The organism is Nocardia sp. NPDC004260, assembly GCF_053603155.1.
Window position 1 is genome coordinate 1 of the sequence record NZ_JBSGEZ010000006.1, and the last position, 26,959, is coordinate 26,959.

General features: G+C 69.4%; 26 protein-coding genes and 1 riboswitch. Of the genes, 12 read left to right on the forward strand and 14 right to left on the reverse strand.

The window, feature by feature from the left end:
• Positions 1–150 precede the first annotated feature (150 nt).
• The gene (locus tag ACWEO7_RS05615) at positions 151–846 is read right to left on the reverse strand and encodes a MerR family transcriptional regulator (protein WP_452421072.1); all 696 of its coding nucleotides are present in this window, start codon (positions 844–846) and stop codon (positions 151–153) included.
• Positions 847–930: 84 nt separating this feature from the next.
• Between ACWEO7_RS05615 and ACWEO7_RS05620 the strand changes: the two genes are divergently transcribed.
• Both ACWEO7_RS05620 and ACWEO7_RS05625 read left to right on the forward strand, forming a co-directional pair.
• Positions 931–1,383 carry a DUF6194 family protein gene (locus ACWEO7_RS05620; RefSeq protein WP_452421074.1) on the forward strand — a complete coding sequence of 151 codons (453 nt, stop codon included), beginning with the start codon at positions 931–933 and terminating at the stop codon, positions 1,381–1,383.
• Positions 1,384–1,521: 138 nt separating this feature from the next.
• A complete protein-coding gene (locus ACWEO7_RS05625; protein ID WP_452421076.1) occupies positions 1,522–2,508 on the forward strand; it encodes an aldo/keto reductase in 987 nt (328 codons plus the stop codon).
• A gap of 392 nt (positions 2,509–2,900) precedes the next feature.
• Here the strand turns inward: ACWEO7_RS05625 and thiG are convergent, their stop codons facing one another.
• From thiG to thiO, 3 genes are read right to left on the reverse strand one after another with little or no spacing between them, the layout of a single operon-like run.
• A complete protein-coding gene (thiG, locus tag ACWEO7_RS05630) occupies positions 2,901–3,680 on the reverse strand; it encodes a thiazole synthase (protein WP_452421077.1) in 780 nt (259 codons plus the stop codon).
• Positions 3,673–3,891 (reverse strand): sulfur carrier protein ThiS, encoded by a 219-nt coding sequence (thiS, locus tag ACWEO7_RS05635; RefSeq protein WP_355071584.1) that lies wholly within the window; start codon positions 3,889–3,891, stop codon positions 3,673–3,675. Before thiS ends, thiG begins: the two co-directional genes overlap by 8 nt.
• Positions 3,888–4,961 carry a glycine oxidase ThiO gene (gene thiO / locus ACWEO7_RS05640; protein WP_452421079.1) on the reverse strand — a complete coding sequence of 358 codons (1,074 nt, stop codon included), beginning with the start codon at positions 4,959–4,961 and terminating at the stop codon, positions 3,888–3,890. Before thiO ends, thiS begins: the two co-directional genes overlap by 4 nt.
• Positions 4,962–5,018: 57 nt before the next feature.
• On the opposite strand from thiO, the gene thiE reads away from it, so the two are divergent.
• A complete protein-coding gene (gene thiE, locus ACWEO7_RS05645) occupies positions 5,019–5,717 on the forward strand; it encodes a thiamine phosphate synthase (RefSeq protein WP_452421081.1) in 699 nt (232 codons plus the stop codon).
• A gap of 9 nt (positions 5,718–5,726) precedes the next feature.
• Here the strand turns inward: thiE and ACWEO7_RS05650 are convergent, their stop codons facing one another.
• Positions 5,727–6,419, reverse strand: coding sequence for an NUDIX hydrolase (locus ACWEO7_RS05650; RefSeq protein ID WP_452421253.1), 693 nt, complete (start codon positions 6,417–6,419; stop codon positions 5,727–5,729).
• 186 nt (positions 6,420–6,605) lie between these two features.
• Here ACWEO7_RS05650 and ACWEO7_RS05655 point away from each other — a divergent pair, with 186 nt between their 5' ends.
• From ACWEO7_RS05655 to ACWEO7_RS05665, 3 genes are read left to right on the forward strand one after another with little or no spacing between them, the layout of a single operon-like run.
• Complete coding sequence (locus ACWEO7_RS05655) at positions 6,606–7,970, forward strand: hypothetical protein (protein WP_450015377.1); 1,365 nt, start codon at positions 6,606–6,608, stop codon at positions 7,968–7,970.
• The gene (locus ACWEO7_RS05660) at positions 7,967–8,950 is read left to right on the forward strand and encodes a glutamate ABC transporter substrate-binding protein (protein WP_452421083.1); all 984 of its coding nucleotides are present in this window, start codon (positions 7,967–7,969) and stop codon (positions 8,948–8,950) included. Before ACWEO7_RS05655 ends, ACWEO7_RS05660 begins: the two co-directional genes overlap by 4 nt.
• Before the next feature lie 7 nt (positions 8,951–8,957).
• Positions 8,958–11,792 (forward strand): tetratricopeptide repeat protein, encoded by a 2,835-nt coding sequence (locus tag ACWEO7_RS05665; protein WP_452421084.1) that lies wholly within the window; start codon positions 8,958–8,960, stop codon positions 11,790–11,792.
• On the opposite strand, the gene ACWEO7_RS05670 is transcribed toward ACWEO7_RS05665, so the two are convergent.
• Both ACWEO7_RS05670 and pta read right to left on the reverse strand, forming a co-directional pair.
• Complete coding sequence (locus ACWEO7_RS05670; RefSeq protein ID WP_452421086.1) at positions 11,789–12,994, reverse strand: acetate kinase; 1,206 nt, start codon at positions 12,992–12,994, stop codon at positions 11,789–11,791. The genes ACWEO7_RS05665 and ACWEO7_RS05670 overlap by 4 nt on opposite strands.
• 102 nt (positions 12,995–13,096) lie before the next feature.
• Positions 13,097–15,169, reverse strand: a complete 2,073-nt coding sequence (gene pta / locus ACWEO7_RS05675) for a phosphate acetyltransferase (protein ID WP_452421088.1) — start codon at positions 15,167–15,169, stop codon at positions 13,097–13,099.
• 215 nt (positions 15,170–15,384) lie between these two features.
• On the opposite strand from pta, the gene ACWEO7_RS05680 reads away from it, so the two are divergent.
• Complete coding sequence (locus ACWEO7_RS05680) at positions 15,385–15,891, forward strand: nitroreductase/quinone reductase family protein (RefSeq protein ID WP_452421090.1); 507 nt, start codon at positions 15,385–15,387, stop codon at positions 15,889–15,891.
• Positions 15,892–15,961: 70 nt separating this feature from the next.
• Here ACWEO7_RS05680 and fgd read toward each other — a convergent pair whose 3' ends face one another.
• Entirely contained in the window at positions 15,962–16,972 is a 1,011-nt protein-coding gene (gene fgd, locus ACWEO7_RS05685) for a glucose-6-phosphate dehydrogenase (coenzyme-F420) (protein WP_452421092.1), read from the reverse strand.
• A gap of 219 nt (positions 16,973–17,191) precedes the next feature.
• On the opposite strand from fgd, the gene ACWEO7_RS05690 reads away from it, so the two are divergent.
• The gene (locus ACWEO7_RS05690) at positions 17,192–17,950 is read left to right on the forward strand and encodes an HAD-IIA family hydrolase (protein ID WP_450015565.1); all 759 of its coding nucleotides are present in this window, start codon (positions 17,192–17,194) and stop codon (positions 17,948–17,950) included.
• Positions 17,951–18,090: 140 nt separating this feature from the next.
• Here ACWEO7_RS05690 and ACWEO7_RS05695 read toward each other — a convergent pair whose 3' ends face one another.
• Together ACWEO7_RS05695 and ACWEO7_RS05700 are read right to left on the reverse strand one after the other, a co-directional pair.
• Positions 18,091–18,558 (reverse strand): MarR family winged helix-turn-helix transcriptional regulator, encoded by a 468-nt coding sequence (locus ACWEO7_RS05695; RefSeq protein ID WP_452421094.1) that lies wholly within the window; start codon positions 18,556–18,558, stop codon positions 18,091–18,093.
• Between the two features lie 51 nt (positions 18,559–18,609).
• A complete protein-coding gene (locus ACWEO7_RS05700; protein WP_452421096.1) occupies positions 18,610–19,236 on the reverse strand; it encodes a type 1 glutamine amidotransferase family protein in 627 nt (208 codons plus the stop codon).
• Between the two features lie 85 nt (positions 19,237–19,321).
• Here ACWEO7_RS05700 and ACWEO7_RS05705 point away from each other — a divergent pair, with 85 nt between their 5' ends.
• Positions 19,322–19,774 (forward strand): RpiB/LacA/LacB family sugar-phosphate isomerase, encoded by a 453-nt coding sequence (locus ACWEO7_RS05705; protein ID WP_450015359.1) that lies wholly within the window; start codon positions 19,322–19,324, stop codon positions 19,772–19,774.
• Positions 19,775–19,869: 95 nt separating this feature from the next.
• Positions 19,870–21,372, forward strand: a complete 1,503-nt coding sequence (locus tag ACWEO7_RS05710) for a serine/threonine-protein kinase (RefSeq protein ID WP_452421098.1) — start codon at positions 19,870–19,872, stop codon at positions 21,370–21,372.
• An 11-nt stretch (positions 21,373–21,383) separates the two neighbouring features.
• On the opposite strand, the gene ACWEO7_RS05715 is transcribed toward ACWEO7_RS05710, so the two are convergent.
• The 3 genes from ACWEO7_RS05715 to ACWEO7_RS05725 all read right to left on the reverse strand — a co-directional run bounded on the left by ACWEO7_RS05715 (position 21,384) and on the right by ACWEO7_RS05725 (position 23,655).
• On the reverse strand, positions 21,384–22,598 hold the full coding sequence (locus ACWEO7_RS05715; RefSeq protein ID WP_452421100.1) for an O-succinylhomoserine sulfhydrylase: 1,215 nt from the start codon (positions 22,596–22,598) through the stop codon (positions 21,384–21,386).
• On the reverse strand, positions 22,595–23,011 hold the full coding sequence (locus ACWEO7_RS05720; protein ID WP_452421102.1) for a rhodanese-like domain-containing protein: 417 nt from the start codon (positions 23,009–23,011) through the stop codon (positions 22,595–22,597). The genes ACWEO7_RS05715 and ACWEO7_RS05720 overlap by 4 nt, the downstream gene beginning before the upstream one ends.
• A gap of 14 nt (positions 23,012–23,025) precedes the next feature.
• Positions 23,026–23,142, reverse strand: a riboswitch (SAM riboswitch).
• A 63-nt stretch (positions 23,143–23,205) separates the two neighbouring features.
• Positions 23,206–23,655 carry an Rv0361 family membrane protein gene (locus ACWEO7_RS05725; RefSeq protein WP_452421104.1) on the reverse strand — a complete coding sequence of 150 codons (450 nt, stop codon included), beginning with the start codon at positions 23,653–23,655 and terminating at the stop codon, positions 23,206–23,208.
• A gap of 379 nt (positions 23,656–24,034) precedes the next feature.
• Between ACWEO7_RS05725 and ACWEO7_RS05730 the strand changes: the two genes are divergently transcribed.
• On the forward strand, positions 24,035–25,498 hold the full coding sequence (locus tag ACWEO7_RS05730) for an FAD-dependent oxidoreductase (RefSeq protein ID WP_356962821.1): 1,464 nt from the start codon (positions 24,035–24,037) through the stop codon (positions 25,496–25,498).
• An 84-nt stretch (positions 25,499–25,582) separates the two neighbouring features.
• Positions 25,583–26,458 carry an amidohydrolase family protein gene (locus tag ACWEO7_RS05735; protein WP_452421106.1) on the forward strand — a complete coding sequence of 292 codons (876 nt, stop codon included), beginning with the start codon at positions 25,583–25,585 and terminating at the stop codon, positions 26,456–26,458.
• A 3-nt stretch (positions 26,459–26,461) separates the two neighbouring features.
• Here ACWEO7_RS05735 and ACWEO7_RS05740 read toward each other — a convergent pair whose 3' ends face one another.
• A complete protein-coding gene (locus ACWEO7_RS05740; protein WP_452421108.1) occupies positions 26,462–26,959 on the reverse strand; it encodes a DUF456 domain-containing protein in 498 nt (165 codons plus the stop codon).

Genomic DNA, 26,959 nt, shown 5'->3' on the forward strand with positions numbered 1-26,959 from the left:
CCGGTCGACCAGCCGGCCACCGCAACCAGCGTCCAGCACCCCGCTACGACGTGCACATCAAAACACCCAGCAACCAGAAGCCATCCAAACCCCCCGGGCCACGACCCCGCCGAACAGGATAAAAACCCAGCTCAGAGGTTAAAACTCAAGCTAGGGGTTTGTGAGCGCGAATACGGCACTGAGCGCGGCCGAAGCGTCGAGCAGGGCATGGGAGCGGGCCGTGATGCTCGCGTTTCGCGCCGCCAGCGCCGCCTCGACATCCTCGGATCGGTGGCCGCGCGGTAGGTCGGGCATCAAGGTCTTCAGCGTGTCGACGCGATACCCGGCCCGGCGCAGCTGGTGCACGATGCGGGCATCCCGGACTTGGGCGGGCGAATACCTTCGCGTGCCCTGTGCGGTCACGCGATCCGGGACCACGAGTCCCTCCGCGTCCCAGTGTCGCAGTGTCGACGGGCGCACGCCCAGCGCGGCGGCGAGTTCGGCGACGCCCATCGCATCCGAAGGGCGCACGTCGGCGATCGGCTCGGCGGCGATCACCTCCGCCGCCCGTTCGGCGAGTGTCAGATCGGTGCGTTCCCGGTCCAGCCGGGCGTGTGCCGCGTCGAGCAAGGCGAGCACCTGGGGAAACGGTCCCTCGTGGACGGCACGAACGATGCGCTTGGCCTCGACGGGGCCGACGCCGGCCGCCAGCGCCCGATAAGCGAGTGCGGAACGCACATGCACCTCGCCGTACCTGCGGTAGCCGGTCGCAGTGCGTATCGCCGTCGGCAGCACACCGTCGCGTTCGAGGTTGCGGATCTGCTGCACGGAGTACCCGGCCCGCAGCGCCACATCGGCCGTACGCATTGCGGAGTTGCGACTTGTCACGCCATTTGCCATGCGTCTCCTGCTCGAAGTCTCCACAAGCACCTTAATGAAACGCTGGAATGCATGACCATCGACGAGATCATCGGCTTCGTCTCCGCCCTCGACGGAGTCCTCACCTTGCGCCCTGGCCCCGGTGACGGCTCACCGGAGATCAGCTGGGGCGATACGTTCTTCTACTACTCACCGGACGGCGTAGTACCGAAGGCGACCCAGCCCTTCGCCACGATCGTCACGAAGAACTACCCCGGCGACGAGAGTTCCGGCCTGGACCGCCCAGAGGCATTCCGCGTCAACATCGCCGCCGGGAAAGAGGTCTTCATCCAGTGGACGGCCCAATCGACCCACCAAGACCCGAGCGCGACGGACACGCTCCTCCCCCACCCCGTCTACGCCTCCGCCGGTTGGCTAGCGGTCATCAACCCCGGCCCCCGAACCAGCACCCCCACCCGAGAACTCCTCCGAACGGCCTACCAACGAGCCCGCACTCGCTACGAACGCCGCGCCACCCGCGCCTGAGGAGAAGCGAGTGGCACATGGTTGCGGCGAAGCGCGAGAAGACTCTCGACCATGTGCCACTCGCGGGAATGGTTGACATGGAGCGCGCTCCAGCACCTAGCGTCGGGGCCGACGAATTCGAGTGCAGGAGGTAGCAGCATGAACGAGGTCCCGACCCGGCAGCTCGGTGGGCTGACCGTTTCCGCGCAGGGCCTGGGGTGCATGGGTATGAGTCACGGCTACGGCGCCGCGGACGACGAGCAGTCGATCGCGACGCTGCACCATGCCCTCGACCTGGGGGTCACCTTGTTGGACACCGCCGACTTCTACGGCGCGGGGCACAACGAGGAGCTGATCGGGCGGGCCGTCGCAGGGCGGCGAGACGAGGTGGTGCTCGCCACGAAATTCGGCTTCGCCAACCGCTTGGGCGAGCCCACGCACATCCGCGGCGACGCGGCCTACGTGCGACAGGCATGCGAGGCATCGCTGCGCAGGCTCGGCGTCGACCACATCGACCTCTACTACCTGCACCGGGTGGACCCGCAGGTGCCGATCGAGGAGACCGTCGGCGCGATGGCCGAACTGGTACGGGCCGGGAAGGTCAGGCACCTCGGGCTGTCGGAGGCGGGCGCGGACACCATTCGGCGCGCGCACGCGGTGCATCCGATCGCCGCGTTGCAGAGCGAGTGGTCGTTGTGGACCCGCGATTTGGAGGCGGAGATCGTCCCGGTCTGCCGTGAGCTCGGCATCGGCGTGGTCCCCTTCTCGCCGCTCGGGCGTGGATTCCTGACCGGACGGTACGACTCGGTGGAAGGTCTGGCGGACAACGACGTGCGGCGCAGTCAGCCTCGCTTCGCCGACGGCAACCTCGAACGGAACCTGGCGATCGTCGCCGAGCTGAACGAGCTGGCCGCGGCGAAGGGCGTCACCGCCGGCCAACTCGCGTTGGCCTGGGTACAGCATCGGGGCGATGATGTGGTGCCGATCCCCGGCACCCGACGGCAGCGATACCTGGCGGAGAACCTCGCAGCGCTGACCATCGAGCTGTCCGCCGACGACCTCGCCGCCATCGAGGCCGCCGCCCCGCCGGAGCAAGTGGCTGGCGACCGTTACGACGCGACGAACCTCACCTTCGTCAACGGCTGAGGCCCGAACCCAGCGCGCCCGGACTCGCACACCGAGTGATGGCAGGCACCTGCTACGACGTGGCGAGACCCGCTTCCGTCAACGGCTGGGTCCGGGGGCGACTGGCCCGCCATCAGTCGCCGACGGAGTGAGGGCCGAGCACGCGATACGGCTTGACGCGAATCCCTTTTCGTCATTCGCTGAGCCCCAGGGTGACCAGCGTCCCGCCAAATGATCGCGGCACCTCCGACGTGGCTACCCTCGCCCTCGTATGGCGGAGACCGCCGCTCCCCAGCGCCGCTGACCGGGCTCGTCCGCCGAGTGGTGTCGCCACATGCGTGGTGTCGCCACCTGTTCAGGAAATCCGAAAGCCGTGATCGACATCCCGAGCCTCTGGACTCGAGCCCGACGCCTCACAGCCCCGGGGACGATGCCTGAGCCCAGAAGCGCTTCGGGATGCGCCCGGCCAAGCGCGCGGTGTATCCCGCGCGCACCGCGTCCGCCATCGCCGCGGCCATCAACTCGGGGCGCTTCGCCCTGGTGACGGCGGTGGCCAGCAACACCGCGGAGCAGCCGAGTTCCATGGCGAGGGCGGCGTCGCTCGCGGTGCCGATGCCCGCGTCCAGGATGACCGGCACCTTCGCTTCGGCGACGATCATCTCGATGTTGTGCGGGTTGCCGATGCCGAGGCCGGTACCGATGGGCGCGCCCAGCGGCATCACCGCCACGCAGCCCGTCTCCTCCAGACGGCGGGCCAGGATCGGATCGTCGTTGGTGTAGGGCAACACGACGAAGCCGTCGTCGACGAGTTGTTCCGCGGCGGTGAGCAGTTCGACGGGGTCCGGCAGCAGGGTGCGCTCGTCGGCGACCACCTCGAGCTTCACCCAGTTGGTGTCCAGTGCCTCCCGCGCCAGCTGCGCGGTGAGCACGGCCTCGGCCGCGGTGCGGCAACCGGCCGTGTTCGGCAGCGGCGCGATGTTCAGTCGTTTCAACAGGTCGAGTACGCCGGTACCGCCCGCGGCGTCGATGCGCCGCATGGCCACGGTGGTCAACTCGGTGCCGGAGGCGATCAGCGCCTCCTCCAGCACGGCGAGGTTCTCCGCGCCGCCGGTGCCCATGATCAGGCGGGAACCGAACTCCCGGTCCGCGATGCGCAGTGGAGCGTGTGCGGATGCCGTCGCAGCCTCAGCCACCTTGAACCGCCGTCAGCACCTCGATCTGCCAGCCGCGCCCGACCGGTTCGTCCCAGCGCGACTTGGGGAACACGGCTCCGTCCACCGCGAGCGCGACACCCCGGCACGGCAGTCCGAGGCGCTCCAACAACTCGCGCACGGTCAGCGGCTCGGCGAACTCGTGCTCGTCGCCGTTCACCGTGACACCGATGGGGACGGATGACAGCGTCATCGAATTCCTCCTACAGTCGTCGAAAAGCGTTGCGGGTCGGCTACTTCCGCTTCGGGCAGCATTGCCCCGCCGAGCAGGCTCGCCACCGCGTCCACCGTGAGCGGCAGGGTGAGCATGCCGTTGCGGCCGTGCCCGGTGGCCGCGATGATCCGGTCGGTGAGCCAGCCGATCAACGGCAGATTGTCCGGGCTGCCCGGCCGGGAACCGGCGCTCGCTTCGGCGAGTTCGTATTCGCCGATGCCGGGGAACACCGCCTCCGCGTCGGCGATCAGGTCGCGGACGCCCGCGACGGTGACCGCGGTGTCGAAACCCGCCTCGTACTGCGTGGCGCCGACGACGATTCCGTCGGCGCGCGGCACCAGGTAGACCGCGCGCCCGTGCACTCTGGCTCGGATCACCCGGCGCGGCGCGGGCGCGACGCCGGGCCGTTGCCGCAGGCGCAGGATCTCGCCCTTGACCGGGCGAACCGGCAGCTCCGGCCACAATGCCGCCGACGCGGCTCCCGCGGCGAGCACGACTTGATCGTGCGGAAGTTCCGTCAGCGAGTCTACGGACTCGGCGCGCACCACGACGCCGGCCGCCTCGGCGGCTTGCCGCAGCGCGGCGACCAGCTTGCGGTTGTCGATCGCGGGTTCGGCGGGTGCGAGCAGCGCGGCGCGCACCGTCCTGGCCAGGCCGGGTTCCCGCTCACGCACTCCGGCGCGGTCCAGCAGGCGCAGCTCGTGCCCGCGTCCGCCGACCCAATCGGCCACGGTGCGCAGGTCGGCCGCGTCGGCCGCGTCCAGCGCGACGGTCATGGTCTCGTCCGCAACGAAAACCGAGACGCCGGTCGCGTCCGCCAGCCGGGCGGCGAATTCCGGCCAGCGGGCCAGCGACGCGGCGCCGAATTCGAGCACCCGATCCTCGCCGGGCCAGCCTTCCGACAGCGGTGCGAGCATGCCCCCGGCCACCCAGGAGGCCCCGGTGGCGACAGCCGGATCGAACAGGGTGGCCGACCAACCGGCCTCGGCGGCCCGCCAGGCCACGGCGAGCCCGACGGCGCCGCCACCGACGACGGCCAGAGTCCGCATCCGATCCACCTGCCTCCTGTTTCGCATCCCCACGGTAGCGCGGCTACGGTCGAAGGCGTGCAACCCTCCCACCCCAATCGACCCGCCTCGCCGCGGGAGCGTCTGACGAACGCGCGGCTGTACCTGTGCACCGACGCTCGCCGGGAGAAGGGCGATCTGGCCAAGTTCGCCGAGGCCGCGTTCGCAGGCGGAGTCGACATCATCCAGCTCAGGGACAAAGGATCACCGGGCGAGGCCGAGTTCGGCCCGCTGGAGGCCAGGGCCGAGCTCGGCGCGCTGGCCGAACTCAAGGCCGCCGCACGCAGGCACGGCGGGCTGGTCGCGGTGAACGATCGCGCCGACATCGCCCTCGCCGCCACCGCCGACGTGCTGCACCTCGGCCAAGCCGACCTGCCGCCCTGGTACGCCCGCCGAATCCTCGGGCCCGACGTGGTGATCGGACGATCCACGCACAATCGCGCGCAGGCCGGGCTCGCCGCGATCGATGAGCACATCGATTACTTCTGCACCGGCCCCATCTGGGCGACCCCGACCAAACCCGGCAGGCAGGCGGCGGGCCCCGAGCTGGTTCGCTCCACCGCGGACGCCCATCCCACCCGGCCCTGGTTCGCGATCGGCGGGATCAACGGCGAGAACCTGGCGCAAGTGCTGGAAGCCGGGGCGAAGCGGGTCGTCGTGGTGCGCGCGATCACCGAGGCACGCGATCCGGAAGCCGCGGCGCGCGAGCTGAAAACGGCGCTACTGGCGAACGCGTGAGCGCCGCGGTCAGGAAAGCACCTGTCCGCGGGTGAACGAAAGCGCGGTCTCCACCGCCGTGTTCCCGTTCGACGCGGGCTCCGCGGCCTGCACACCCGGCTCGTCGACGATCCTGGCGTAGTCGCCCGGCCCGGCCGGATCCGAATGCAGCCAAACGAAACCGAGGTGGGCGAGGTCGAGCGTGCGCGGCAGGGCGGCGGCGACGGCTCGATCGTCGCCGAGTTCGGCGAGCAGCACGCGCGCCGGTGCGGCGCGCAGAGTGGGCCAGGACGCGGCGAAACCGGGATGCAGCGGGCGGGCGTCGACGTCGTCCTCGGGGACCCAGGCCAATTCGGTGCTCTCGCGATTGCCGGTGGTCGGCAGCGTCATCACCGCGTCGGCGACGACCGTGGTGTAGGTCCAGCCGCTCAGGGCCGACGCCGTCACCCGCTCGCCGCGCACCCGGACGTCGGCCGGATCGATGCCCGCCTCTTCCCACGCCTCGCGGACCGCCGCGTGCACGGGCGTCTCGTGACTGTCCCGCGCACCGCCGGGCAACGCCCAGGTCCCGCCTTGATGACTCCACGGCGCGCGGTGTTGCAGCAGCACCGCCGAACCGCCTTCGGCCAGCGGAGCGCGCAGCAGCAGTCCGGCGGCGCCGAAGCGCCCCCAGTGCCGCAATCCGTCCGGGCCATGCGACCAACCGTCACCGTCACCACGCATGTCGTACCCATCCTCGTCCAGCCGCGGGCAGCGCCTCACCGCCGTCTCCTCCCAATCGGGGGTGTTTCACACGCCGCGGCGCCCGTACGACCACAATAAACTCCGCACCAACACGCACGGATCGATCGGATATCCGGTCCAGCCGTCGAGAAATCCGCGTACGCGGCCCAAACTGGGGAGGTGGACATGGCTAGCTCCGAGCCGACGACGGCCGAACTCCGGCCGTCGTCCGCGCCCGAGCCCGCCGGTGGGGACGATCCGGGCGGCCTGAGCGTCGCGGTGGTGCGCGAACGTCTCGACCTGACCAATCTGCGTTCGTTCGCCAATTCCTCACCGGGACGGCTGATCGCGCTCGGGCTGCTGCTCATCGGGTTGTGCCTGGCCGCGGGCTCGGTGACCGCCGGGACGGTCGGTGACCGACAGCAGGGCCTTGATGTGTTGCTGCGCGACACCGAACCGGACGCGCACTCCGCGCTCCGGCTCTACACTTCGCTGTCGATCGCGGACGCCGCGGCGAGCACCGCCTTCATCTCCGGCGGGCTGGAGCCGCAGGCGGTGCGGGATCGCTACACGCAGGCACTGGGCGAAGCGTCCGCGGAATTGGTCACCCAATCCGACGCGGCGGCCGATCCGGATGCGCGGCTGCGCACCGGCATAGTCACCGGCCTGCCGGTGTACTCCGGTCTGGTGGAAACCGCACGGACGAACAATCGCAGCGGATATCCGGTCGGCGCCGCGTATTTGAGCGAGGCCTCCAACCAGATGCAGACGACGCTGCTGCCGATGGCCGAGGAACTGCACAATCATCGCTCGGCGGCGGTGACCGCCGCGCAGCGCAACCACGTGCGCCCGCCGTGGTCCGCGATCGGCCTGCTGCTGCTCACCCTCGGCGTGCTGGTCTGGGTCCAGCGCGATCTGGCGCGACGCTGGCGGCGGGTGCTCAACCCGGGCCTGGTGCTCGCGTCGGTGGCCATGCTGATCCTGCTCGCGTGGACGGTGATCGCGGGCTCGGTGTCGGCGGCGGCGATGATCAGCGCTCGCGACGACGGCGCGGTGCCCTCGTCCCGGTTGACCGAGAGCCGCATCCTGGTGCAGCAGGCCCGCGCCGCGGAGACCTTGAAATTGGTGCGCCGCGACGCGACCGGCGACTACGACCGCACCTACGACGCGGACATCGAACGGCTGGCCGATCTGATCGGCAAGTATCCCGGCTCCGCGCCCGCGGCGAACGAGATGCGCAATGCCGTGCCTGCCCTGGCGCGCTGGCGGGTGGCGCACCAGCGCATGAACGACGCGCTGGCGAAGGGCGATTTCAACAGCGCGGCCGTGGTGGCGACCGGACCCGGCTCGGCGGACGTCACCGTGCAGGTGGAGGCGCTGGACCGTTCGCTGGAGCAAGGCATCGCCGCCACCAGGGACACGCTACGCGAGAGGATCTCCCAGGCGGCCCGCATCCTGGACTTCCTGGGCGCGGGCGCGATGGTGCTCGGCATACTGGCGGCAGGCTATGTCGGACTGGGCATCTGGCCCCGGCTTCGGGAGTACCGATGAGATCCGCGCGCGGCATTCTGGTGGCCACTCTCGTCGTCGTGACGCTGGCGAGCGGCTGTGCGAGCGATTCCGGCGCGCCGGTGTCGGGCAAGACGCCGAAGTACACCGATCCCCCGTTGCCCGCCAAGGCCGTACCGGTGCTCACCGATTCGCCGGTCCCGCCGTCGCCGGGCACGTCGCGGTGTGGAGACCCGACCGCGAGCCTGCGTCCGACCGGAGCGGGCGCGGCCGCGCGCGGCTCGGCGATCGACGCGATCCGGGCGCGCGGCAGGCTGCTCGTCGGATTGGACACCGGCAGCAACCTGTTCAGCTACCGTGACCCCATCTCCGGCGCCATCGTCGGTTTCGACGCCGACATCGCCAGGGAAGTGGCCCGCGATCTGCTCGGCAGCCCGGATCTGATCGAGTTCCGCAGCCTCGGCTCCGCCGAGCGGGAGACGGCGTTGCAGAACCGCACCGTCGACCTGGTCGCCAAGACCATGACGATCAACTGCGAGCGCCGCGAGAAGGTCACGTTCTCCACCGTCTATCTGCGCGCCAACCAACGGGTGCTCGCGGTGAAGAACTCCGGGATCCGCGGCCTGGCCGATCTGGCGGGCCGACGGGTGTGCATCGTCTCGGGCACCACGTCGCTGGAGCACATGCGCCGCGACCAGCCCGCCGCGACCATCCTCACCGTGCCGAGCTGGGCCGACTGTCTGGTTGTGCTGCAACAGCGCCAGGTCGACGCGGTGAGCACCGACGACGCCGTGCTCGCCGGCCTGGCCGCGCAGGACCCGTACACCGAGCTGGTCGGCGGCAGCATCAGCGAGGAGCCGTACGGCATCGGCATCACCAAGGGCAACGACGACCTGGTCCGCTTCGTCAACGGCACACTGGAACGTATCCGTAACGACGGCACTTGGGTCGGGCTGTACCAGAAATATCTCACCGTCCTCGGCCCCGTACCCGCTCCACCCGCCCCTACGTATCAGGACTGACGGGTCGATGAGCACACGGCAGGCCCCCGAGCCCGACCCGGACGAGAACGCCGCGGTAGGGCCCGGCCCGGCCGCTGTGTTCGACGGTGGATCCAGCGCGTCGGCCGGGCGGCAGCAGAACGCGGCGGCGGCGAAACCGTCGCGTGGAGACCACGCGGACCCGCGGCAACTGGGGGCTCATGCCACGGGAACGGGGCGGCGCGCGGGTGCGGGCGAGCCGGAAACGGTTGCGGCCGAAGAAATCGAGCACACCACGTATACGCCGATCGGTCGTACGGCGACCTCGTTCGGCACAGTCGCATTGAACCGCGTCGAGGACATTGATCCCCCCGAAGACGCGCGGACCCCACGGAACCCTGCCGTGCGCGACGCAGAGGAATCGGCCTCGCCCACCGACGACACACCGGACCGCACCGGCGCGGAGCAACATGACCCGCCCACGCGGGACAACCCACCGGACACGGAACGCGAACCATCGCCCGCGGATGCGGAACAGTCGGCGGAAGAGGCGGATTCGGACGCGACCCGATCGCAGGTGAACCGCGCGGAAACGACATCGAGCACGGCCGCGTGGCTACGCGACCCCGCCGAAGGGCGGGAGACACCGGAACCGGACGGAACCCAGGGCACGGCGGCGTACGCGGCGACATCGGATCAGACGCGACGCACGGATTCCGAACCCGCGTCGGCTCCGCAGCGCACCTCCGGACGCAGCGTGCGCACCGCGCGCACCCGGCCCGCGGTGCGGCGGCTCGGCGCCGGGCTGGTGCCGATACCGACGGTGACGCCCGCGGATCCCCGCGACGCCGTGCTCACCAACGCGGTGGTCTCCGAAGGCAGGCGATTCTGCTGGCGCTGCGGCAAACCGGTCGGCCGGGCGACGGCGACCCGGCCCGCGACCACGGCGGGCACCTGCGCGACCTGCGAGGCGCCCTTCGACTTCCGTCCCACGCTGTACCCGGGCGACATGGTGGCGGGACAGTACGAGATCCAGGGCTGCATCGCGCACGGCGGACTCGGCTGGATCTATCTGGCGATCGACCGCAATGTCAGCGACCGCTGGGTCGTGCTGAAGGGCCTGCTGCACGCCGGTGACGCCGAAGCGCAGGCGGTCGCCATGGCCGAACGCCAATTCCTCGCCGAGGTGGCGCACCCCAGCATCGTCAAGATCTACAACTTCGTCGAGCATGCCGGCGCGGACGGCACCCCCGTCGGCTACATCGTCATGGAGTACGTGGGCGGCCGGTCGCTGCGCGACATCCTCGACTCCTACGAACGCCCGAAGCGCATGCCGGTCACCGAGGCGATCGCCTACCTGCTGGAGATCCTGCCCGCGCTGGACTACCTGCACTCGACCGGCCTGACCTACAACGACCTCAAGCCCGACAACGTGATGGTCACCGACGACCAGGTCAAACTGATCGATCTCGGGGCCGTCGCCACCATCGAAGCGTACGGGAACCTATACGGCACCAGAGGGTTCCAGGCGCCGGAGATCGCGCGTACGGGCCCGACCGTCGCCTCCGATGTCTACACCGTGGGGCGCACGCTGGCCGTGCTCACCTTGAACATGCCTTCGGAGCACGGACGGTACCTCGACGGCCTGCCCGACCCCGCCGACCAGCCGGTGCTGGCTCGCTACCAGTGTTTCCATCGTCTGCTGCTGTGCGCCACCGACCCGGACCCGCGGCGCCGCTTTCCCTCCGCCCGTGCGATGTCCGCCCAGATGTCGGGCGTGCTGCGGGAGATCCTCGCGCTGGAGACCGAGACCGAACACCCGCAGTTGTCCACCGTCTTCACGCCGCCGCGGTCCAGTTTCGGCACCGAGGAATTGATCAGTCAAACCGACGCCTACACCGACGGCCGCCCCCGCAGCAGCCTGCTCGACGCCCCGGATGTGGTGGCGGCGTTGCCGATTCCGCTGCTGGATCCGGCCGACCCGTCGGCGCCCCTGCTCTCGGCCGCCGTGCATCCCGAGCCCGCCCACGCGCTGGAGGCGCTGCGGCACGCACGTGAGCGAGCCGAGGCCGATCCCGGCAACGCCCCGGAGACGCTCGAACTGGAACTCACCCTCGCCGAGGCGCGCGTGCGGCTCGATCTGCGCGAGTCCGCCACGGTGCTGGACTTGCTGGCGCGGCTGCCCGAACGGGAGTGGCGGGTGAGCTGGTTTCGGGGCATGGCCGAATTGCTCGACCGGGAGTACGAGCGCGCCTTCACCAACTTCGACGAGGTCTTCCGTGTGCTCCCCGGCGAACTCGCCCCCCAGCTGGCGCTCGCCGCGACGGCCGAACTCATACTCCAGCATTGGGATTCGCCGGATCCCGAACAGTGGCGCAGCTATGCCGAGCAGGCTTACGCGACCGTCTGGCGCACCGACCGCACCGTGGTGAGCGCCGCCTTCGGGCTGGCCAGGCAGCTGGCGGCGGGCGAGCGGGTGGCCGAGGCCGTGCAGGCGCTGGACGCCGTGCCCGCCGCGTCACGGCATTTCACCACCGCGCGGATGACGGCGGTGCTGCTGATGCTCACCACCGCGCCGATAGCCGATCTCGACGAGGCCACCCTGCACATCTCGGCGTCTCGGATGCTGAGCCTGCCCGCGGGCGAGAGTCGCGCGGTGCAGATGCGGGTGCTGGTACTCGGCGCGGCCCTCGCGTGGCTTCAGGCGGGCAACACGCCGAAGCGCCCCGATGCCACACTGTTCGGCGCGCCGTTCACCGAACGCGAACTCCGCGCCGGCGCCGAGACGGCCCTGCGCTCGCTGGCTCGCGGAGCGCCCAACCGCAGGCATCGCTACGCGCTCGTCGACCTGGCCAACCTCATTCGCGCGAAGACCTGGATCTAGCCGTCGACCACGTGCCGCGCGGCGCGGGCGATGGCCAGTTCCTCGTTGGTCGGCACCACGAGCACCGCGACCGGTGCGCCGGGCGGGGAGATACGCCGCGCGGCACGGTTTTCCGCGGTGTTGGCCGCAGGATCCACCTCGATGCCGAACGCGCCGAGACCGGCCAGGGCGTCGGCGCGCACCTGTGGGCTGTTCTCGCCGACTCCTGCGGTGAAGGTGATCGCGTCGACGCCGCCGAGGTCGATCAGGTACGCGCCGAGGTAACGCCGCAGCCGATGGATGTACACGTCGTAGGCCAGCCGCGCGGCCTCGTCCCCGCCGTCGATGAGACGGCGCAGTTCGCGGAAGTCGTTCACGCCGGACAGGCCCTTGATCCCGGAATCCCAGTTGAGCAGCGTGTCGATCGCATCGATGTCCAGGTGCGCCGACCGCGCCAGATGCGCCACGATGCCGGGATCGAGATCACCGGACCTGGTGCCCATCACCAGGCCTTCCAGCGGAGTGAGGCCCATGCTGGTATCGATCGGACGACCGCCGCGGATGGCCGAGGCCGACGCGCCGTTGCCGAGGTGGAAGACGATCTGGTTCAGCTCGGCGGGGTCACGCCCGAGGAACTCGGCCGCGCAGCCGGACACGTATTCGTGCGAGGTGCCGTGGAAGCCGTACTTCCGAATGCCGTGCGCGGCCGCCACTTTGGCGTCGATGGCGTAGGTTTTCGCGGCGGCGGGCAAGCCGTGGAAGAACGCCGTGTCGAACACCGCGACCTGCGGCACGCCCGGCAACAGCGCCCGCGCGCTCTCGATCCCGGCGACGTTGGCCGGATTGTGCAGCGGCGCCAGCGCGGCTAGTTCGCTGATCGCGGCCACCACGTTGTCGTCGATCAGGGTGGGCCGGTAGAACACCTCGCCGCCGTGCACCACCCGGTGCCCGACCGCCCGCACGCCTTCGCGTACCAAGTCGTGGCCCGTCGCGGCGAACGTGTCGAAGATCAGTCGCAGCCCGGCGGCGTGGTCGGCGATCCGCTCGCGGCGCTCGGTGGTCTCGCCGTCGGCGCGATGCTCGATCGAACTTTCCTCCTCGCCGATCCGCTCGACCACGCCCGAGGCCGCGACCACGTCCGAATCCAAATCCACCAGCTGGTATTTGATGGACGAGGAGCCGGAATTGATCACCAGCACCATGCCCTCGGCCGTCTTGCTCATCACGCCTCCTGTGTCCCGCGGTCGCGTCGCACTCGCTCGGCAACCACGATCACCACGCGCTTGTTCCGCGCCGCGCCCGCGCCGCGACGGCGAACGCACGCATCAACTGTCCTGCGCCTGGATGGCGGTGATCGCCACGGTGTTGACGATGTCGGCCACCAGCGCGCCGCGCGACAGATCGTTGACCGGCTTGCGCAGACCTTGCAGCACCGGGCCGATCGCGATCGCGCCCGCGCTGCGCTGCACCGCCTTGTAGGTATTGTTGCCGGTATTGAGGTCGGGAAACACGAACACCGTGGCGCGCCCGGCGACTTCCGAATCGGGCAGCTTGGCGTCGGCGACGGTCGGTTCGATCGCGGCGTCGTATTGGATCGGCCCCTCCACCGGCAACTTCGGTGCGCGCTCGCGCGCCAGCTTCGTCGCGACGCGCACCTTGTCCACGTCCGCCCCGCTACCGGATTCGCCGGTGGAGTACGACAGCATCGCGACCCGGGGCTCGATGCCGAAGCGGTCGGCGGTCGCCGCGGACGAGATCGCGATATCGGCCAGCTGCTCCGCGGTCGGATCCGGCACGACCGCGCAATCGCCGTACGCGAGCACCCGGTCGGCCAGGCACATCAGGAACACGCTGGAGACGGTGGAGACGCCTTCCACCGTTTTGATGATCTCCAGCGACGGGCGGACGGTGTGCGCCGTGGTATGCGCCGCGCCGGAGACCATGCCGTCGGCGATCCCCTTGTACACCATCATGGTGCCGAAATACGAGATGTCGGCGACGGTTTCGCGGGCGCGCTCCAGCGTGATGCCCTTGTGTTTGCGCAGTTCGGCGTATTCGGCGGCGAACTCGTCCAGGTAGCCGGAGTTGCGTGGGTCGAGCACCTGCGCGGCGGAGATGTCCACCCCGAGCTCGGCGGCGCGGGCGCGCACCGCCGTCTCGTCGCCGAGGATGACCAGATCGGCGATCTTGCGCTGCAACACCCGCCCGGCCGCGCGCAGGATACGGTCGTCGTCGCCCTCCGGCAGCACGATGCGTTTGCGATCGGCTCGCGCGCGCTCGATGAGCTGGTATTCGAACATCTGCGGCGTGACCACCGGACTGTGCGGAACGTCGATGCGCCGCAACAGCTCCGCGGCGTCCACGTGCTCCTCCATCAGAGCCAGAGCGGTGTTCACCTTGCGCGGGTTGCCCGCGGACATGCGGCCGCGGCTGCGGTACGCGGCGCCCGCCGTGTCGTAGGTGCCGAGCTCGGTGGTGAGGATCGGCAACTTGGGTTTCAGGCCGGTCATGAGCCGCGCCACCGCGGGATGCGGCAGCAGGCCGCCGTTCATGATGATGCCCGACAGCGACGGAAAGCCCTCGGCCTCGTGCGCGTTCACGACGCTCAGCAGTACGTCGGACCGATCGCCCGGCGCGATCACCACCACGCCCTCGGTCAGCCGTTCCAGGATGTGCTCGGCGGTCATGCCGCCGACCATGACCTTCAGCGCCTCGCGGTGCAGCAATTCCGGATCGCCGCTGTACATCTCGCCGTCGATGGCGGCACACAGCTCGGCCATGGTGGGGGCGATCAGCAAGGGGACCTCGGGCAGTGTCCAGGACGGGACGTCGAACCCGCCGAGCGCCGCACTCACCTCGTCCAGCCGCTGCGGGTCGCAGCGGTTGGCGATGATGGCGACGAGTTGCGCGTGCTCGTGCGCCAGCTCCGACGCGCACAGTTCGGCCAACTGCTTCACCTCGTCCGGAGTGCGCCCGGCGCCGCGGACCACCAGCAACACGGGTGCGCCCAGATTGACCGCGATCCTGGCGTTGAAGCGCAGCTCGCTGGGGCTGGCCACGTCGGTGTAGTCGCTGCCGACCACCACCACCGCGTCGCACACTTTGGCGACCTCGTGGAAGCGCAGCACGATCTCGCTGATCGCCGCGTCCGGATCGGCGTGCACCTGCTCGTAGGTGGTGCCGATCGCCTGCGCGTAGTCGATGTCCGCCGTGCTGTGCTCGAGCAGCAGTTCGAGGATGTAGTCGGGTTCGGTGGTCGAGCGTGTGATCGGCCGGAACACCCCGACCCGCGCGGCCGTCGCGCACAGCGTCTGCAATACCCCGAGGGCCACCGTCGACTTACCGGTGTCGCCTTCGGGAGAGGCGATGTACACGGCGGATGGAGCGTTGTCGGCCATGTCCCAGAGCTTAGTGAACCAGCGGCAACCGGAACCCGCCGCGCGACGATCGTCACCCACCGGCCAACAGAGCGCGACCACAGAGTGGACCCGGTGGTCGACGGCAGCAGGTGGTGGCGTGGCCCACGTTGACGTCAGCGGCCTGCTCGGCGAAGTCCGATACGTCCGGGCGCGAAGCCGCCGAAGCCGGTATCCCGGGCCGCTATAGTCCGGGCATGGCTGAGCAATTTCCGGACCGGCAGTGGGGTTCGCGGACCAACCTATTCGCGCGCGCGGCAAGCAGATTCGCGGCCACCAAGCCCGGCTCCCGAGTCGTCCGGGCCCTCACGCCGCTGGACCGGGCGGTCCTGGAGCGCACCCATGCCAAGTACACCGCGCTCGGCCCGATCGGCGCGCCGGTCATCCTGCTGACGACGATCGGACGCAAGTCCGGCCAACCGCGCACCCAGCCGCTGCTGTACGTGCACGACGGCGACACGCTCTACGTGATCGGCAGCAACTTCGGCCGAGCGCACCATCCGGCCTGGACCGCGAACCTCCTGGCCGACCCCACCGCGACGGTGGCGATCGCGGGCGAACGCATCCAGGTGACCGCCACCCCCGTCGAGACTCCCGACAAAGACGCGATCTTCCAACGCTTCGTCGACATCACCGGCGCCTACGCCGCCTACCGCTCCCGCACCACCCGCGACCTGCGCATCTTCGCCCTCCGCCGGGCGTGACTTCGCGAGGGGCACACCACTGCGGCATCGGCCGAGGAAGCCCTCTCCGTGGTGTGCCACCCGTGCACGGTCAGGCCAGGGCGCGGAGGCGGGGGGCCAGGTCGCGCTGGAAGAGGTCGAGGAAGCGGCGCTGGTCGTGGCCGGGGGCGTGGAAGACCAGGTGGTTGAGGCCCGCGTCGACGTAGGGCTTGATCTGGGCGACGGCCTCGTCTGGGTCGCTGGCGACGATCCAGCGCTTGGCGATCTGCTCGATGGGCAGCGCGTCGGCGGCGGCCTCCATCTCGATCGGGTCGGTGATGCTGTGCTTCTGCTCCGGGGTGAGCGACAGCGGAGCCCAGAACCGGGTGTTCTCCCTGGCCAGTTCCGGATCGGTGTCGTAGGAGAGCTTGATCTCGATCATCCGATCGATGTCGTCGACGCTGCGGCCTGCCTTCGCCGCGCCCTCGGCGACAGCGGGCATCAACTTCTCGGTGTAGAGGTCCATCCCCTTGCCCGAGGTACAGATGAAGCCATCGCCCGCGCGACCGGCGTACCGCGCGACCAGCGGGCCGCCCGCGGCGACGTAGATCGGGACACCGCCCTTGGGCACGTCGTAGATGGAGGCCCCGACGGTCTTGTAGTACTCGCCGTCGAAGTCGACGCGGTCGCCGGTCCACAGGGCGCGCATCAGGTCGACCGCCTCGCGCAGGCGCGCGAAACGCTCCTTGAACTCCGGCCATTCGCCGGTGTATCCGGTGGCGATCTCGTTGAGCGCCTCACCGGTGCCGACACCGAGCATCACGCGATCGGGGTACAGGCAACCCAGGGTGGCGAATGCCTGCGCGATCACCGCGGGGTTGTAGCGGAACGTCGGGGTGAGTACCGACGTGCCGAGCTGGATGCGCTGGGTGCGCTCACCGACCGCGGCCAGCCAGGCCAGCGAGAAGGGCGCGTGTCCCCCCTTGTGCCGCCAGGGCTGGAAATGGTCGCTCACGGTGGCGCTGTCCAAGCCGTGTTGCTCGGCCAGCACCGCGATCTCGACGAGTTCACGGGGACCGAACTGCTCCGCCGATGCCTTGTATCCGAGCTTGAGTCCGCTCATCTGCACGCTCCTCGCGTTTCGTTTCGCCGCCATCGCGATCCGTCATCGACAGTAGTCAACGCTGCCGCCCTCCGCGCCGACGGCCCGACGCGGATGATCTTCACAGCGGAGAACACCGCGGCGGGGGCGAAATGTTTCTGCGGTGGCCGCCGCGCGGCGATAGCGGATAATGGCCGCGTGAGCGCAGACGACGAGCCGATCCTGTCCTACTTGACCGATATGGACGGCGTGCTGGTGCACGAGGACCATCTCATTCCGGGCGCCGACAAGTTCCTCGCCGAACTGCGCGCCAACGAGACACCGTTCCTGGTGTTGACGAACAATTCGATCCGCACGCCGCGCGATCTACAGGCGCGACTGCGGCACACCGGGCTCGACATCCCGGAAGAAGCGATCTGGACCTCCGCGCTGGCCACCGCCACCTTCCTGAACGAACAGCGCCCCAACGGCACCGCTTACGTGGTGGGTGAATCCGGCCTCACCACCGCACTGCACGAGATCGGCTACGTGCTGACCGACAGCGACCCGGACTACGTCGTCCTCGGCGAGACCCGCACGTATTCTTTCGAGGCCATCACCACCGCGATCCGGCTGGTCGAGCGAGGCGCCCGTTTCATCGCGACCAACCCCGACCCGACCGGCCCGTCCCGCGATGGCTCGCTGCCCGCGACCGGCTCGGTGGCCGCGCTGATCACCCGCGCCACCGGACGCGACCCGTACTACGTCGGCAAGCCGAACCCGCTGATGATGCGCTCCGCGCTGCGCCGCATCGGCGCACATTCCCAGTCGACGGTGATGATCGGCGACCGGATGGACACCGACGTCATCTCCGGCCTGGAAGCGGGCATGCGCACCATCCTGGTCACCTCGGGCATCTCCACCCGCGCGTCCTTCGAGGCCTACCCCTACCGCCCGACGATGGTGGTGGACTCCGTCGCCGATCTGATCGGCAAGACCAGGTCGCCGTTCGAGGCCTGACCCACGCGTCCGCCGACCAGTCCATGACGCCCCGACACGGACACCCGCCGCTCACCACTGCCTCGTACGAGGAGACGGCGGCCCTTCCGGTTCGTACCCGCGTTCCGACACACGACCGCGACCTGCGCTGCGGCCGAACGCTATTCCGGATGGTCGCCGGGGTGGTCATCCGCGGTGATCGCGTCCACCGCGGCGGACAATCTGGCGAGCACCTCGACGGTCAGCGCGAGTTGCTCGCGGCCGAGTTCTTCGGCGAATCGCCGCGCCATCACCGCGTGCTGCGGGTCGATCCGACGGACCGCGGCCAGTCCCGCGTCGGTGATCGCGACGAGTTTCGCCCGGCGGTGTGCGGGATTGGGACGGTATTCGGCAAGGCCCTTGCCCACCAATAGATCCGCGATGCGCTGCACGCTCTGGCGGGTGATGCCCATTTCCCTGGCGATCCCCGCTACGGGCAACGGCGCTCGCAAGACCGCGCCGAGCACCTGCCACCAGGCGGCGGTGAGACCTGCCGGTCGCGCCATCTCCTCGGCGATCGCGAGGAATTGACCGTTCAGGCGGAACGACGTGATCGCCGCCGCGGCGAACAGCTCCTGATCAGCGTTCATGCTTCACCTCCCGAGGCCTCTCGGCGATCCGTACCCCCGGACGATTCTCGCTTACGCGTGCTGCGCGTCGTATTCCGCCAGCACCGCCCATCCGGCCGGATCGGAGTGCGCGTACAACGCGTACCAGCCATCCAGCACATGCGGCTCGTACACGCCGAGCCTGCCGAGCACCTCGCGCGCGAACTCGAACGGCGCGCTCGCCCCGGCGGTGATGACGTCACCGTCGGTGACGGCCGGTTCGTCGACGTAGTGGTGCGCGCCCGAATACCCGCTGTAGCGAAGGTATTCGGCGACGTTGCTGGTGTGCTCGCGGGTGTCGAGCAGGCCCGTCTTGGCCAAGCCGAACGTCGCACCGCACATCGCGGCGACCGGAACACCGGCGTCCACGAACTCGCGTGCCTTGTGCGCGAACGGATCCAGTTGCGGCCCCTCCCAGGTGTCCGCCCCCGGCAGGATCAACATCGCGCTGTCCGCGGGGGTCAGCTCGGCGAGCACAACGTCCGGCACGATGCGCATGCCGCCCATCGTCGTGATCGGCTCCACGGTCAGGCCGACCGTCTTCACCTGCCAGGTTCCCGGTTCCCGGTGCCAGCTCGGCTTGTTGATATGCGCCGTCGCCGCGCCCACCTCCCAGTCGGCGAGCGTGTCGTAAACGGCCATGTGCACGGTCTTCATCATGACAGCATGCTGTCATATTTGACAGCATGCTGTCAAAGAGGACGATCGCCGGCACTGCCCGCGAATCGGCAACTACGCTGAACCCATGCGAATTTCGGTGGCGGCGGACGAGCTGGTCGGAGTGGCCGCGGAACTGGTCGACGAACTGGGCAAGCGCGGCCACCAACTCGTATTGCACGGCGCGCTGTCCGACGAGGAACGCGACGACTGGGCGTGGGCCAGCGAAGCGGCCGCCCGCGATGTCGCCTCCGGCCACGCCGACCAGGCCGTCGTCTGCTGCTGGACCGGCACGGGCGCCTCCATCGCGGCCAACAAGGTCGCCGGGGTCCGCGCCGCACTCTGCGCGGACGCCTCGACCGCGGCGGGCGCCCGCACCTGGAACGACGCCAATGTGCTTGCCTTGAGCCTGCGCTCGACTTCCAGCGCCGAGCTACGGGAGATCCTCGACTCCTGGTTCACCACCGAACCGAGCTCGTCCCCGGACGACCGGGCCAACATCGCCCATCTCACCGACATCGAGCGCACCGCCGATGCCTGACGAAGCCTTCTTCGCGTAACGTGCGGCGTCGACAGCACGAAAGGGGACGCCCTCCCACCCGCGATGGCCACGAAACCCGGCGATACGGTCGAGGCATGTCCGTGCAGAGCGCCGGTGGCACATTCGGGAACTACTCGCTCGAACGCTTGCTGGGCCGTGGCGGCATGGGTGAGGTGTGGTTGGCACACGACCCCGAGGGCCGCGCCGTGGCGCTCAAGGTGCTGTCCGCGGCGTATACCGCGGATTCGCTCTATCGGCAGCGCTTCGAGCGGGAGGCGCGGCTGGGAGCTCGGGCGCGCGACCCGCACATCGTGCCCATCCACGCGTTCGGCGAGGTCGACGGCCATCTGTTCTTGGAGATGGCCTACATCGATGGCGTCGACCTGGGCACCCGGCTGCGATCTGGCGCGCTGCCGCCGGATCGGGCCGTCGACGTCGTCGCCCAGGCCGCCGAGGCGCTGGACGCCGCGCACGCGGCCGGACTCGTGCACCGCGATGTGAAGCCGGGCAACATCCTTCTGCACACCAGCGGTTTCGTATATCTGATCGATTTCGGTATCGCCCGCGCTGCCGACGGCACCGCGCTCACCGCTACCGGGCTGGTGGTCGGCACGCTGGGGTACATGGCGCCGGAGCGATTCACCGGCACGGTCGATGCCAGGTCCGATGTCTATTCGCTGGCCTGTGTGCTCTATGAGGCCCTCACCGGACAACCGCCCTACGGCGCGGGCGATCCGGCACAACAGATGCGCGCGCATCTGATGGCCGAGCCGCCGCGCGCCTCGCGGGCGGCCCACGGCGTCCCGGCCGCGCTCGACGATGTCATCGCCCGGGGAATGGCCAAAGAGCCGGACGCACGCTATGGCAGCGCGGGGCAATTCGCCGCGGCGGCGTCGGCCGCTCTGGCCCGGTCCACGATTGCGCGACCGGCCCCGCCTCTCGCGGCACCGGCCGCCCGCCCGCGAACTCGCGTCATGACCGCCGCCACTCCGGCGCAGCCGACGCCCGGGGTACGTTCACCCGCTCCGACCGGGCAGCTCGATCGTCGGCGAAAGCGCCGATGGATACCCGTCGCCGCGGGGGCGGCGCTCGTCGTCGCGGCGGCGTTGTGGCTGCTGGGAGGCAACATAGGGTCCGCGCCCGTCGCAGGTCCGACGACCCGCGAAGCCGCTACGCCGACCGATACTCCGCTGCCCCCGACCGGCGGACAACCCGCGAATCGGGGTACTGCCGTGCGCGACGGAAACTTCGCTTTCACCGTGACAGATGTGGGCTCCGGCGGCGGTTCCCGAACGATCGTCACACTGACGGTCACCAACGTGTCCGACCGCGACCAAGTCCTCGACGTCACCGGTCAACGGCTGATCACCACCGCGGGCCGCTCCGTCGCACCCGACGCGGCGGCCACCGCCGGACTCAACCAGCCCGGCGACGACTTCGCACGCATCGCGCCCGGCCGCGCCGTGACGATCCGGCTGGCCTTCGACCTGCCGGGCAAGAACAAGAACGGCAAGAAGAACGACAAGAAAGACGACGTTCCCAGCCACTTGATCCTGCACGGTGCACCGTCTTCACCCGGCGTCACCGTGCCGATGTGACCGATCCCTGCTCAGGCGAGGGCTTGGTCGAGATCCTGGAGCAGGTCTTCCACGTCCTCCAGACCCACCGAGATGCGGACGACGCCGTCGGACAGGCCGATGGTGGCCCGGCCTTCGGGGCCCATGGCGCGGTGGGTCGTGGTCGCGGGGTGGGTGATCAGGGACTTGGCGTCACCGAGGTTGTTGGAGATGTCGACGATGCGCAACCGGTTCAGGACTTCGAACGCGCGCTTCTTCGCCTCGTTCTCGGGCGCGTTCAACTCGAAGGTGACCACGGTGCCGCCGCCGCTCATCTGGGTTGCGGCCAGCGCGGACTGCGGATGCGAATCCAGGAACGGGTATCGCACCCAGCTGACGGCCGGGTTGCTCTCCAGGAAGCGGGCGATGCGCAGCGCGGACTCCGACGAATGGCGCACCCGCAGCGGCATCGTCTCCAAGCCTTTGAGCAGCGTCCACGCGTTGAACGGGCTCAGCGCGGGGCCGGTGTGGCGCATCAGCGTCTTGACCGGGCCGTCGATGTAGTCCTTGTCGCCGAGAATGGCGCCGCCCAGCACACGGCCTTGGCCATCGATGTGCTTGGTGCCCGAGTAGACCACCACGTCGGCGCCGAGTTCGAAGCCGCGTTGCAGCAGCGGAGTGGCGAACACGTTGTCCAGCACGACCTTCGCGCCCGCCGCGTGGGCCAGCTCGCTCACGCGGCGCACGTCGACCAACGTCTGCATCGGATTGGCGGGCGTCTCGAAGAAGACCGCCTGGGTGGGCACGGACAGCGCCTGTTCCCACTGGTCGAGATCCTCGCCGTCGACGAAGACGGTCTCCACGCCCCAGCGCGGCAGGATCTCGTTGCACACCACGAAGCACGAGCCGAACAGGCTGCGCGCGGCGACGAGCCGGTCGCCCGCGCCCAGCAGCGCGCCCAGCGCGGTGAACACCGCGGACATGCCGCTCGCGGTCGCGAAGCACGCCTCGGCGCCGTCGAGCAGGCGCATCCGCTCCTCGAACATGGCCACCGTCGGGTTGCCGTAGCGGGAGTAGACGAAATGTTCGACCTCGCCGGTGAACGCGGCCTCGGCGGCCTCCGCGCTCTCGTAGACGAAGCCGGAGGTGAGGTAGAGCGCCTCGGCGGTCTCCTCGAAACCGGAGCGCCGCAGCCCGCCGCGCACGCCGAGCGTCGCGGGGCCGACGCTCTCGGGCAGCGGCTTGTCGAAGGCGCCGCCGGTGATCACGACTGCCGCCAGGGCAATCCGAGGGCACGCCAGCCGGAGCCGCCGCGATGCCCGGATTCGTCGAGCGGGCCTTCGAAGCCCTCGAGCACGTTGTAGGAGGTGCGGTAGCCCGCCGAGGTGGCGGCGATCGCCGCGCCCACCGAACGCTGACCGGAGCGACAGAGGAAGACGACGGGAGCCTCGGGATCATGGCCGTCGAGCGCTTGCTTCAGCTGCTCGACGAACGCCTCGTTGCGCGCCCCCGTGGAATCGACCCACTCGATCAGCACGGTCGGCCGTTCGATCGGACTCGTGTCGGGGACTCCGACGAACCTCCATTCCGCTTCCGTCCGCACGTCCACCAAGACGGCTTCGGGATTGTCCCGCAGCAGCTCCCAAGCCTGCTGAGGGGTGATGTCACCGGCATAACTCATGTGCACCTCCTGCGAATCCGCACTTGCCGCGCCCGGGACCAGGGCGCCGCCAGGTCGTCACCCGGAGCACCCCACCGCGGAGGAGGGTTGCCGACCAGCAATGCCGGGGCTTGACACTGGTTCTCATGACCTTCGACTGAGATTGCACCGACCCGGGTCACCGTGTCAAACCGTGTCGCACCCTGCGCGAACGCTCACGTGCATACCAGCCACTTGTCGCCGGACCTGGTGAGAATCCAGGTCGTCGTCTTCTCCTGCCCGCCCACCTTCGTGGTGACGGTCGCCTTGCCCCGGTCGCCGTCCACCATCGGTGAGTCGATTTTCGTGATCTCGACGGGCTTTCCGGCGCCGTCCTGGCCCGCCAGCGGTGAGTGGGCGGCGTCGAAGCCCTGGCACGCGGTGCCGGGCGGCGGCACGGCGTCGCTGCGGTTGGAGCCGTCCACGAAATTGCGAACGGCCGCCGTGATGCGGTCGGCGTCTGTGACATTTTTCTCAGCGGGCGACAGCACACCACCGAGCACGATCGCGATCAGCACGATCGCCGCGACCACCGCGGCGGCGACGAACGGGACCACCGAGCGTTTATCGGTCTGATCGACCCGGATGATCTCGTCCTCGCCCGCGGTCGGCTGCTGTTCGGTCATGGCTCGATGATCCCTGGTCGGCGCCGGTATCGAGCGCTCGGCCCCGGGCAGAACACCAGCGCGGCGCCGACTCCGGGGCGCGCGGCGACGATAGACCGCGCGCGAGCGGGTAAGCGGCAATCGTGGCTGTCGATGGCATCCGTCGAGTTCACGCACCGACGCGGGGCGGCGTCGGCCATCCCGATAGAATCGCGGGACGGCGGCCTGCTGTCATAGCGAATCGGCAGCTCTACGCCGCGGCGAACGGAGCACCGTGCAGCCACGAGCCGGCAACGCCGGCGTCCGCACCGGACGGGTGCGACCGAGCCGGTGCGTCAACTTAGCCTAAGCTAAGCCCGACGTCATTAATTGTTTCGACCATAAAGGTGCGCGTAAAGAGATGACCGAACAGAGTGCAGTAGAGGATGGCGGTGTCCGCGAGCCCTCCGTGGTGACGCAGGCTTCCTCCTCCGGGCCTGACGCGCACACCGCGAAGACCCGCCCGCTCCGCATCGCGATCGTGGGCGCCGGACCGGCCGGGATCTACGCCGCCGACGCCTTGATGAAGTCCGATGCCGAGGTGTCGATCGACCTCTACGAGCGCATGCCCGCGCCGTTCGGCCTGATCCGCTACGGCGTCGCACCCGATCACCCCCGCATCAAGGGCATCATCACCGCCCTGCACAAGGTCCTCGACAAGCCGCAGGTGCGCCTGCTCGGCAACATCGACTACGGCACCGACATCACCCTCGACGACCTGCGGGCCTTCTACGACGCGGTGATCTTCTCCACCGGCGCCAACGCCGACCGCGCCCTGCCGATCCCCGGCATCGACCTCGACGGCTCCTACGGCGCCGCCGACTTCGTCTCCTGGTACGACGGCCACCCCGACGTCCCCCGCACCTGGCCGCTGGAGGCGGAAAAGGTCGCCGTCCTTGGCGTCGGCAACGTCGCCCTCGATGTCGCCCGCGTGCTGGCCAAGACCGGCGACGAACTGCTGCCGACCGAGATCCCGCCGAACGTCTACAAGGGCCTGGTGGCCAACAAGGCCGTCGAGGTGCACGTCTTCGGCCGCCGCGGTCCCGCGCAGGCCAAGTTCACCCCGCTGGAACTGCGCGAGCTCGACCATTCGCCCACGATCGAGGTCATCGTCGACCCCGAGGACATCGACTACGACGAAGGCTCCGAAGCCGCGCGCCGTCACTCCAAGCAGGTCGACATGGTCGCCAACACGCTCGAGCAGTGGGCCATCCGCGACGCGGGCGACCGGCCGCACAAGCTGTTCCTGCACTTCTTCGAATCCCCCGCCGAAATCCTCGGCGAGAACGGCAAGGTCGTCGGCCTGCGCACCGAGCGCACCGAGCTCGACGGCACCGGCAACGTCAAGGGCACCGGCGTGTTCAAGGACTGGGACGTGCAGGCGGTGTACCGCGCCGTCGGCTACCTGTCGCAGAACTTGACCAACCTGCCGTTCGACGACCAGGCGGGCACCGTGCCGAACGAAGCGGGCCGCGTGCTCGTCGACGAGAACGCCGACGGCGCCGCGCGCTACCTGCCCGCCACCTACGTCACCGGCTGGATCAAGCGCGGCCCGGTCGGCCTGATCGGCCACACCAAGGGCGACGCCAACGAGACCATCGCCTGCCTGCTGGACGACGCTCCCGGCTTCACCCCGGCCGAGCGGCCCGACCCCGAGGCCGTCATCGAATTCCTCGAAGGCAAGGGCATCCCGTTCACCACCTGGGCCGGTTGGTACCGCCTCGACGCGCACGAACGCTCCCTCGGTGAGCCGGAGGGCCGCGAGCGCGTCAAGGTCGTCGAACGCGAGGACATGCTGCGCGCTAGCGAACCCCACAAGGTCTGATCACCCCGCAGTGACCGCCTCCGCTGCCATCGCGACACCCCTGCTATGGCAGCGGAAAATCCGACCCTGAGGCATTCTGTACAAGTGTTCGATGCCCACCTGCACATTTTCGACCCGCGGTTTCCGCTGGCCGAGAACGAGGGCTACCTGCCCGACCCGTTCACCATCGCCGATTACCGGAAGCGCATGGCGCGCTACGACGTCAGCGGCGGCGCCGTGGTCAGCGGGTCGTTCCAGGGCACGGACCAGACCTACCTGAAGGCCGCCCTCGCCGAGCTCGGCGAGGGCTGGGTCGGCGTCACCCGGCTCGATCTGGACGCCTCCGACGAGGAGATCCTCGAACTGGACGGGATCGGTGTGCGCGCACTGCGTTTCAACCTCAAGCGCGCGGCCACCGACATCGCCGGAATGACGTTGCAGGCGCTGCGCGCGTACGAGCTGGCCGGCTGGCACGTCGAGGTCTACATCGACGGCACGATGCTGGCCTCGTTGCAACCGGTCATCTCCAAGCTGCCCGCGCTGTCGGTCGACCATCTGGGCATGTCCGCCGAAGGGCTGCCATTCCTGCTGGATCTGGTCGACCGCGGAGCCAAGGTCAAGGCGACCGGTTTCGGCCGGGTCGCGATGAACGTCGCCGACACGCTGCGCCGCGTGCACGCGGTGAATCCGGAAGCCCTCATGTTCGGCACCGATCTGCCCGGTACCCGGGCCGGACGTCCGTTCCGGGACTCGGACGTGGATCTGCTCTGCGACGTGGTCGGCACCGACATGTACGCGGTGCTGGAGGACAACGCGCGCGCGTTCTATCGGCTCCCGGCCCGCGAGCGCGTCGTCCGCGAGGAGCCGGCCCCCACGCTGCCGCTGTACCGGCCCGAACCGCCGACCCTCCGGCTGCGCCGCGACGAACTCCCGGGAAGCCGCGCGGGCGATACGATCCCGTTCCCCGCCATCGATAGATAGCGCTCAGACGGCGAACACACCGGCGAGCCACACACCGGTGGCAAGCAACGCGCCGAAGAGTTCGATCAGAATGGACAGTCCGACGCCCTTCAACGCGTGCACGGTCGCCTGCCACGCCTCCCGGTTGACGCGCAGCCGCTGGAGTTCCCAAAGATAAACGCCGAGAACGAAGCCCACGAACAGGCCGATCACCGGAATCACGAAGAAGCCGATGACGCCGAGTAGCGCGCCGAGCAGGACCGCGCGGTTGGACACTCCCGCGTCTTTCATCCTGCGTCCCGGCCAGGTGTATTTGACGACGCCGGACAGCACCAGCAGCACCGTGCTGATCGCGAAAACCGCCCAGGCCGTTGTGCCCCCGGTGAGAAAGGCCCAGACGGCGATGGCCGCGAAGATCAGGATGACGCCCGGCAGGATCGGCACGACGATGCCGCCCAGACCGACCAGAATCGCGAGACCGGCGAGAAGGTTGTACCACCCCTGATCAGACAGCGTTTGCAC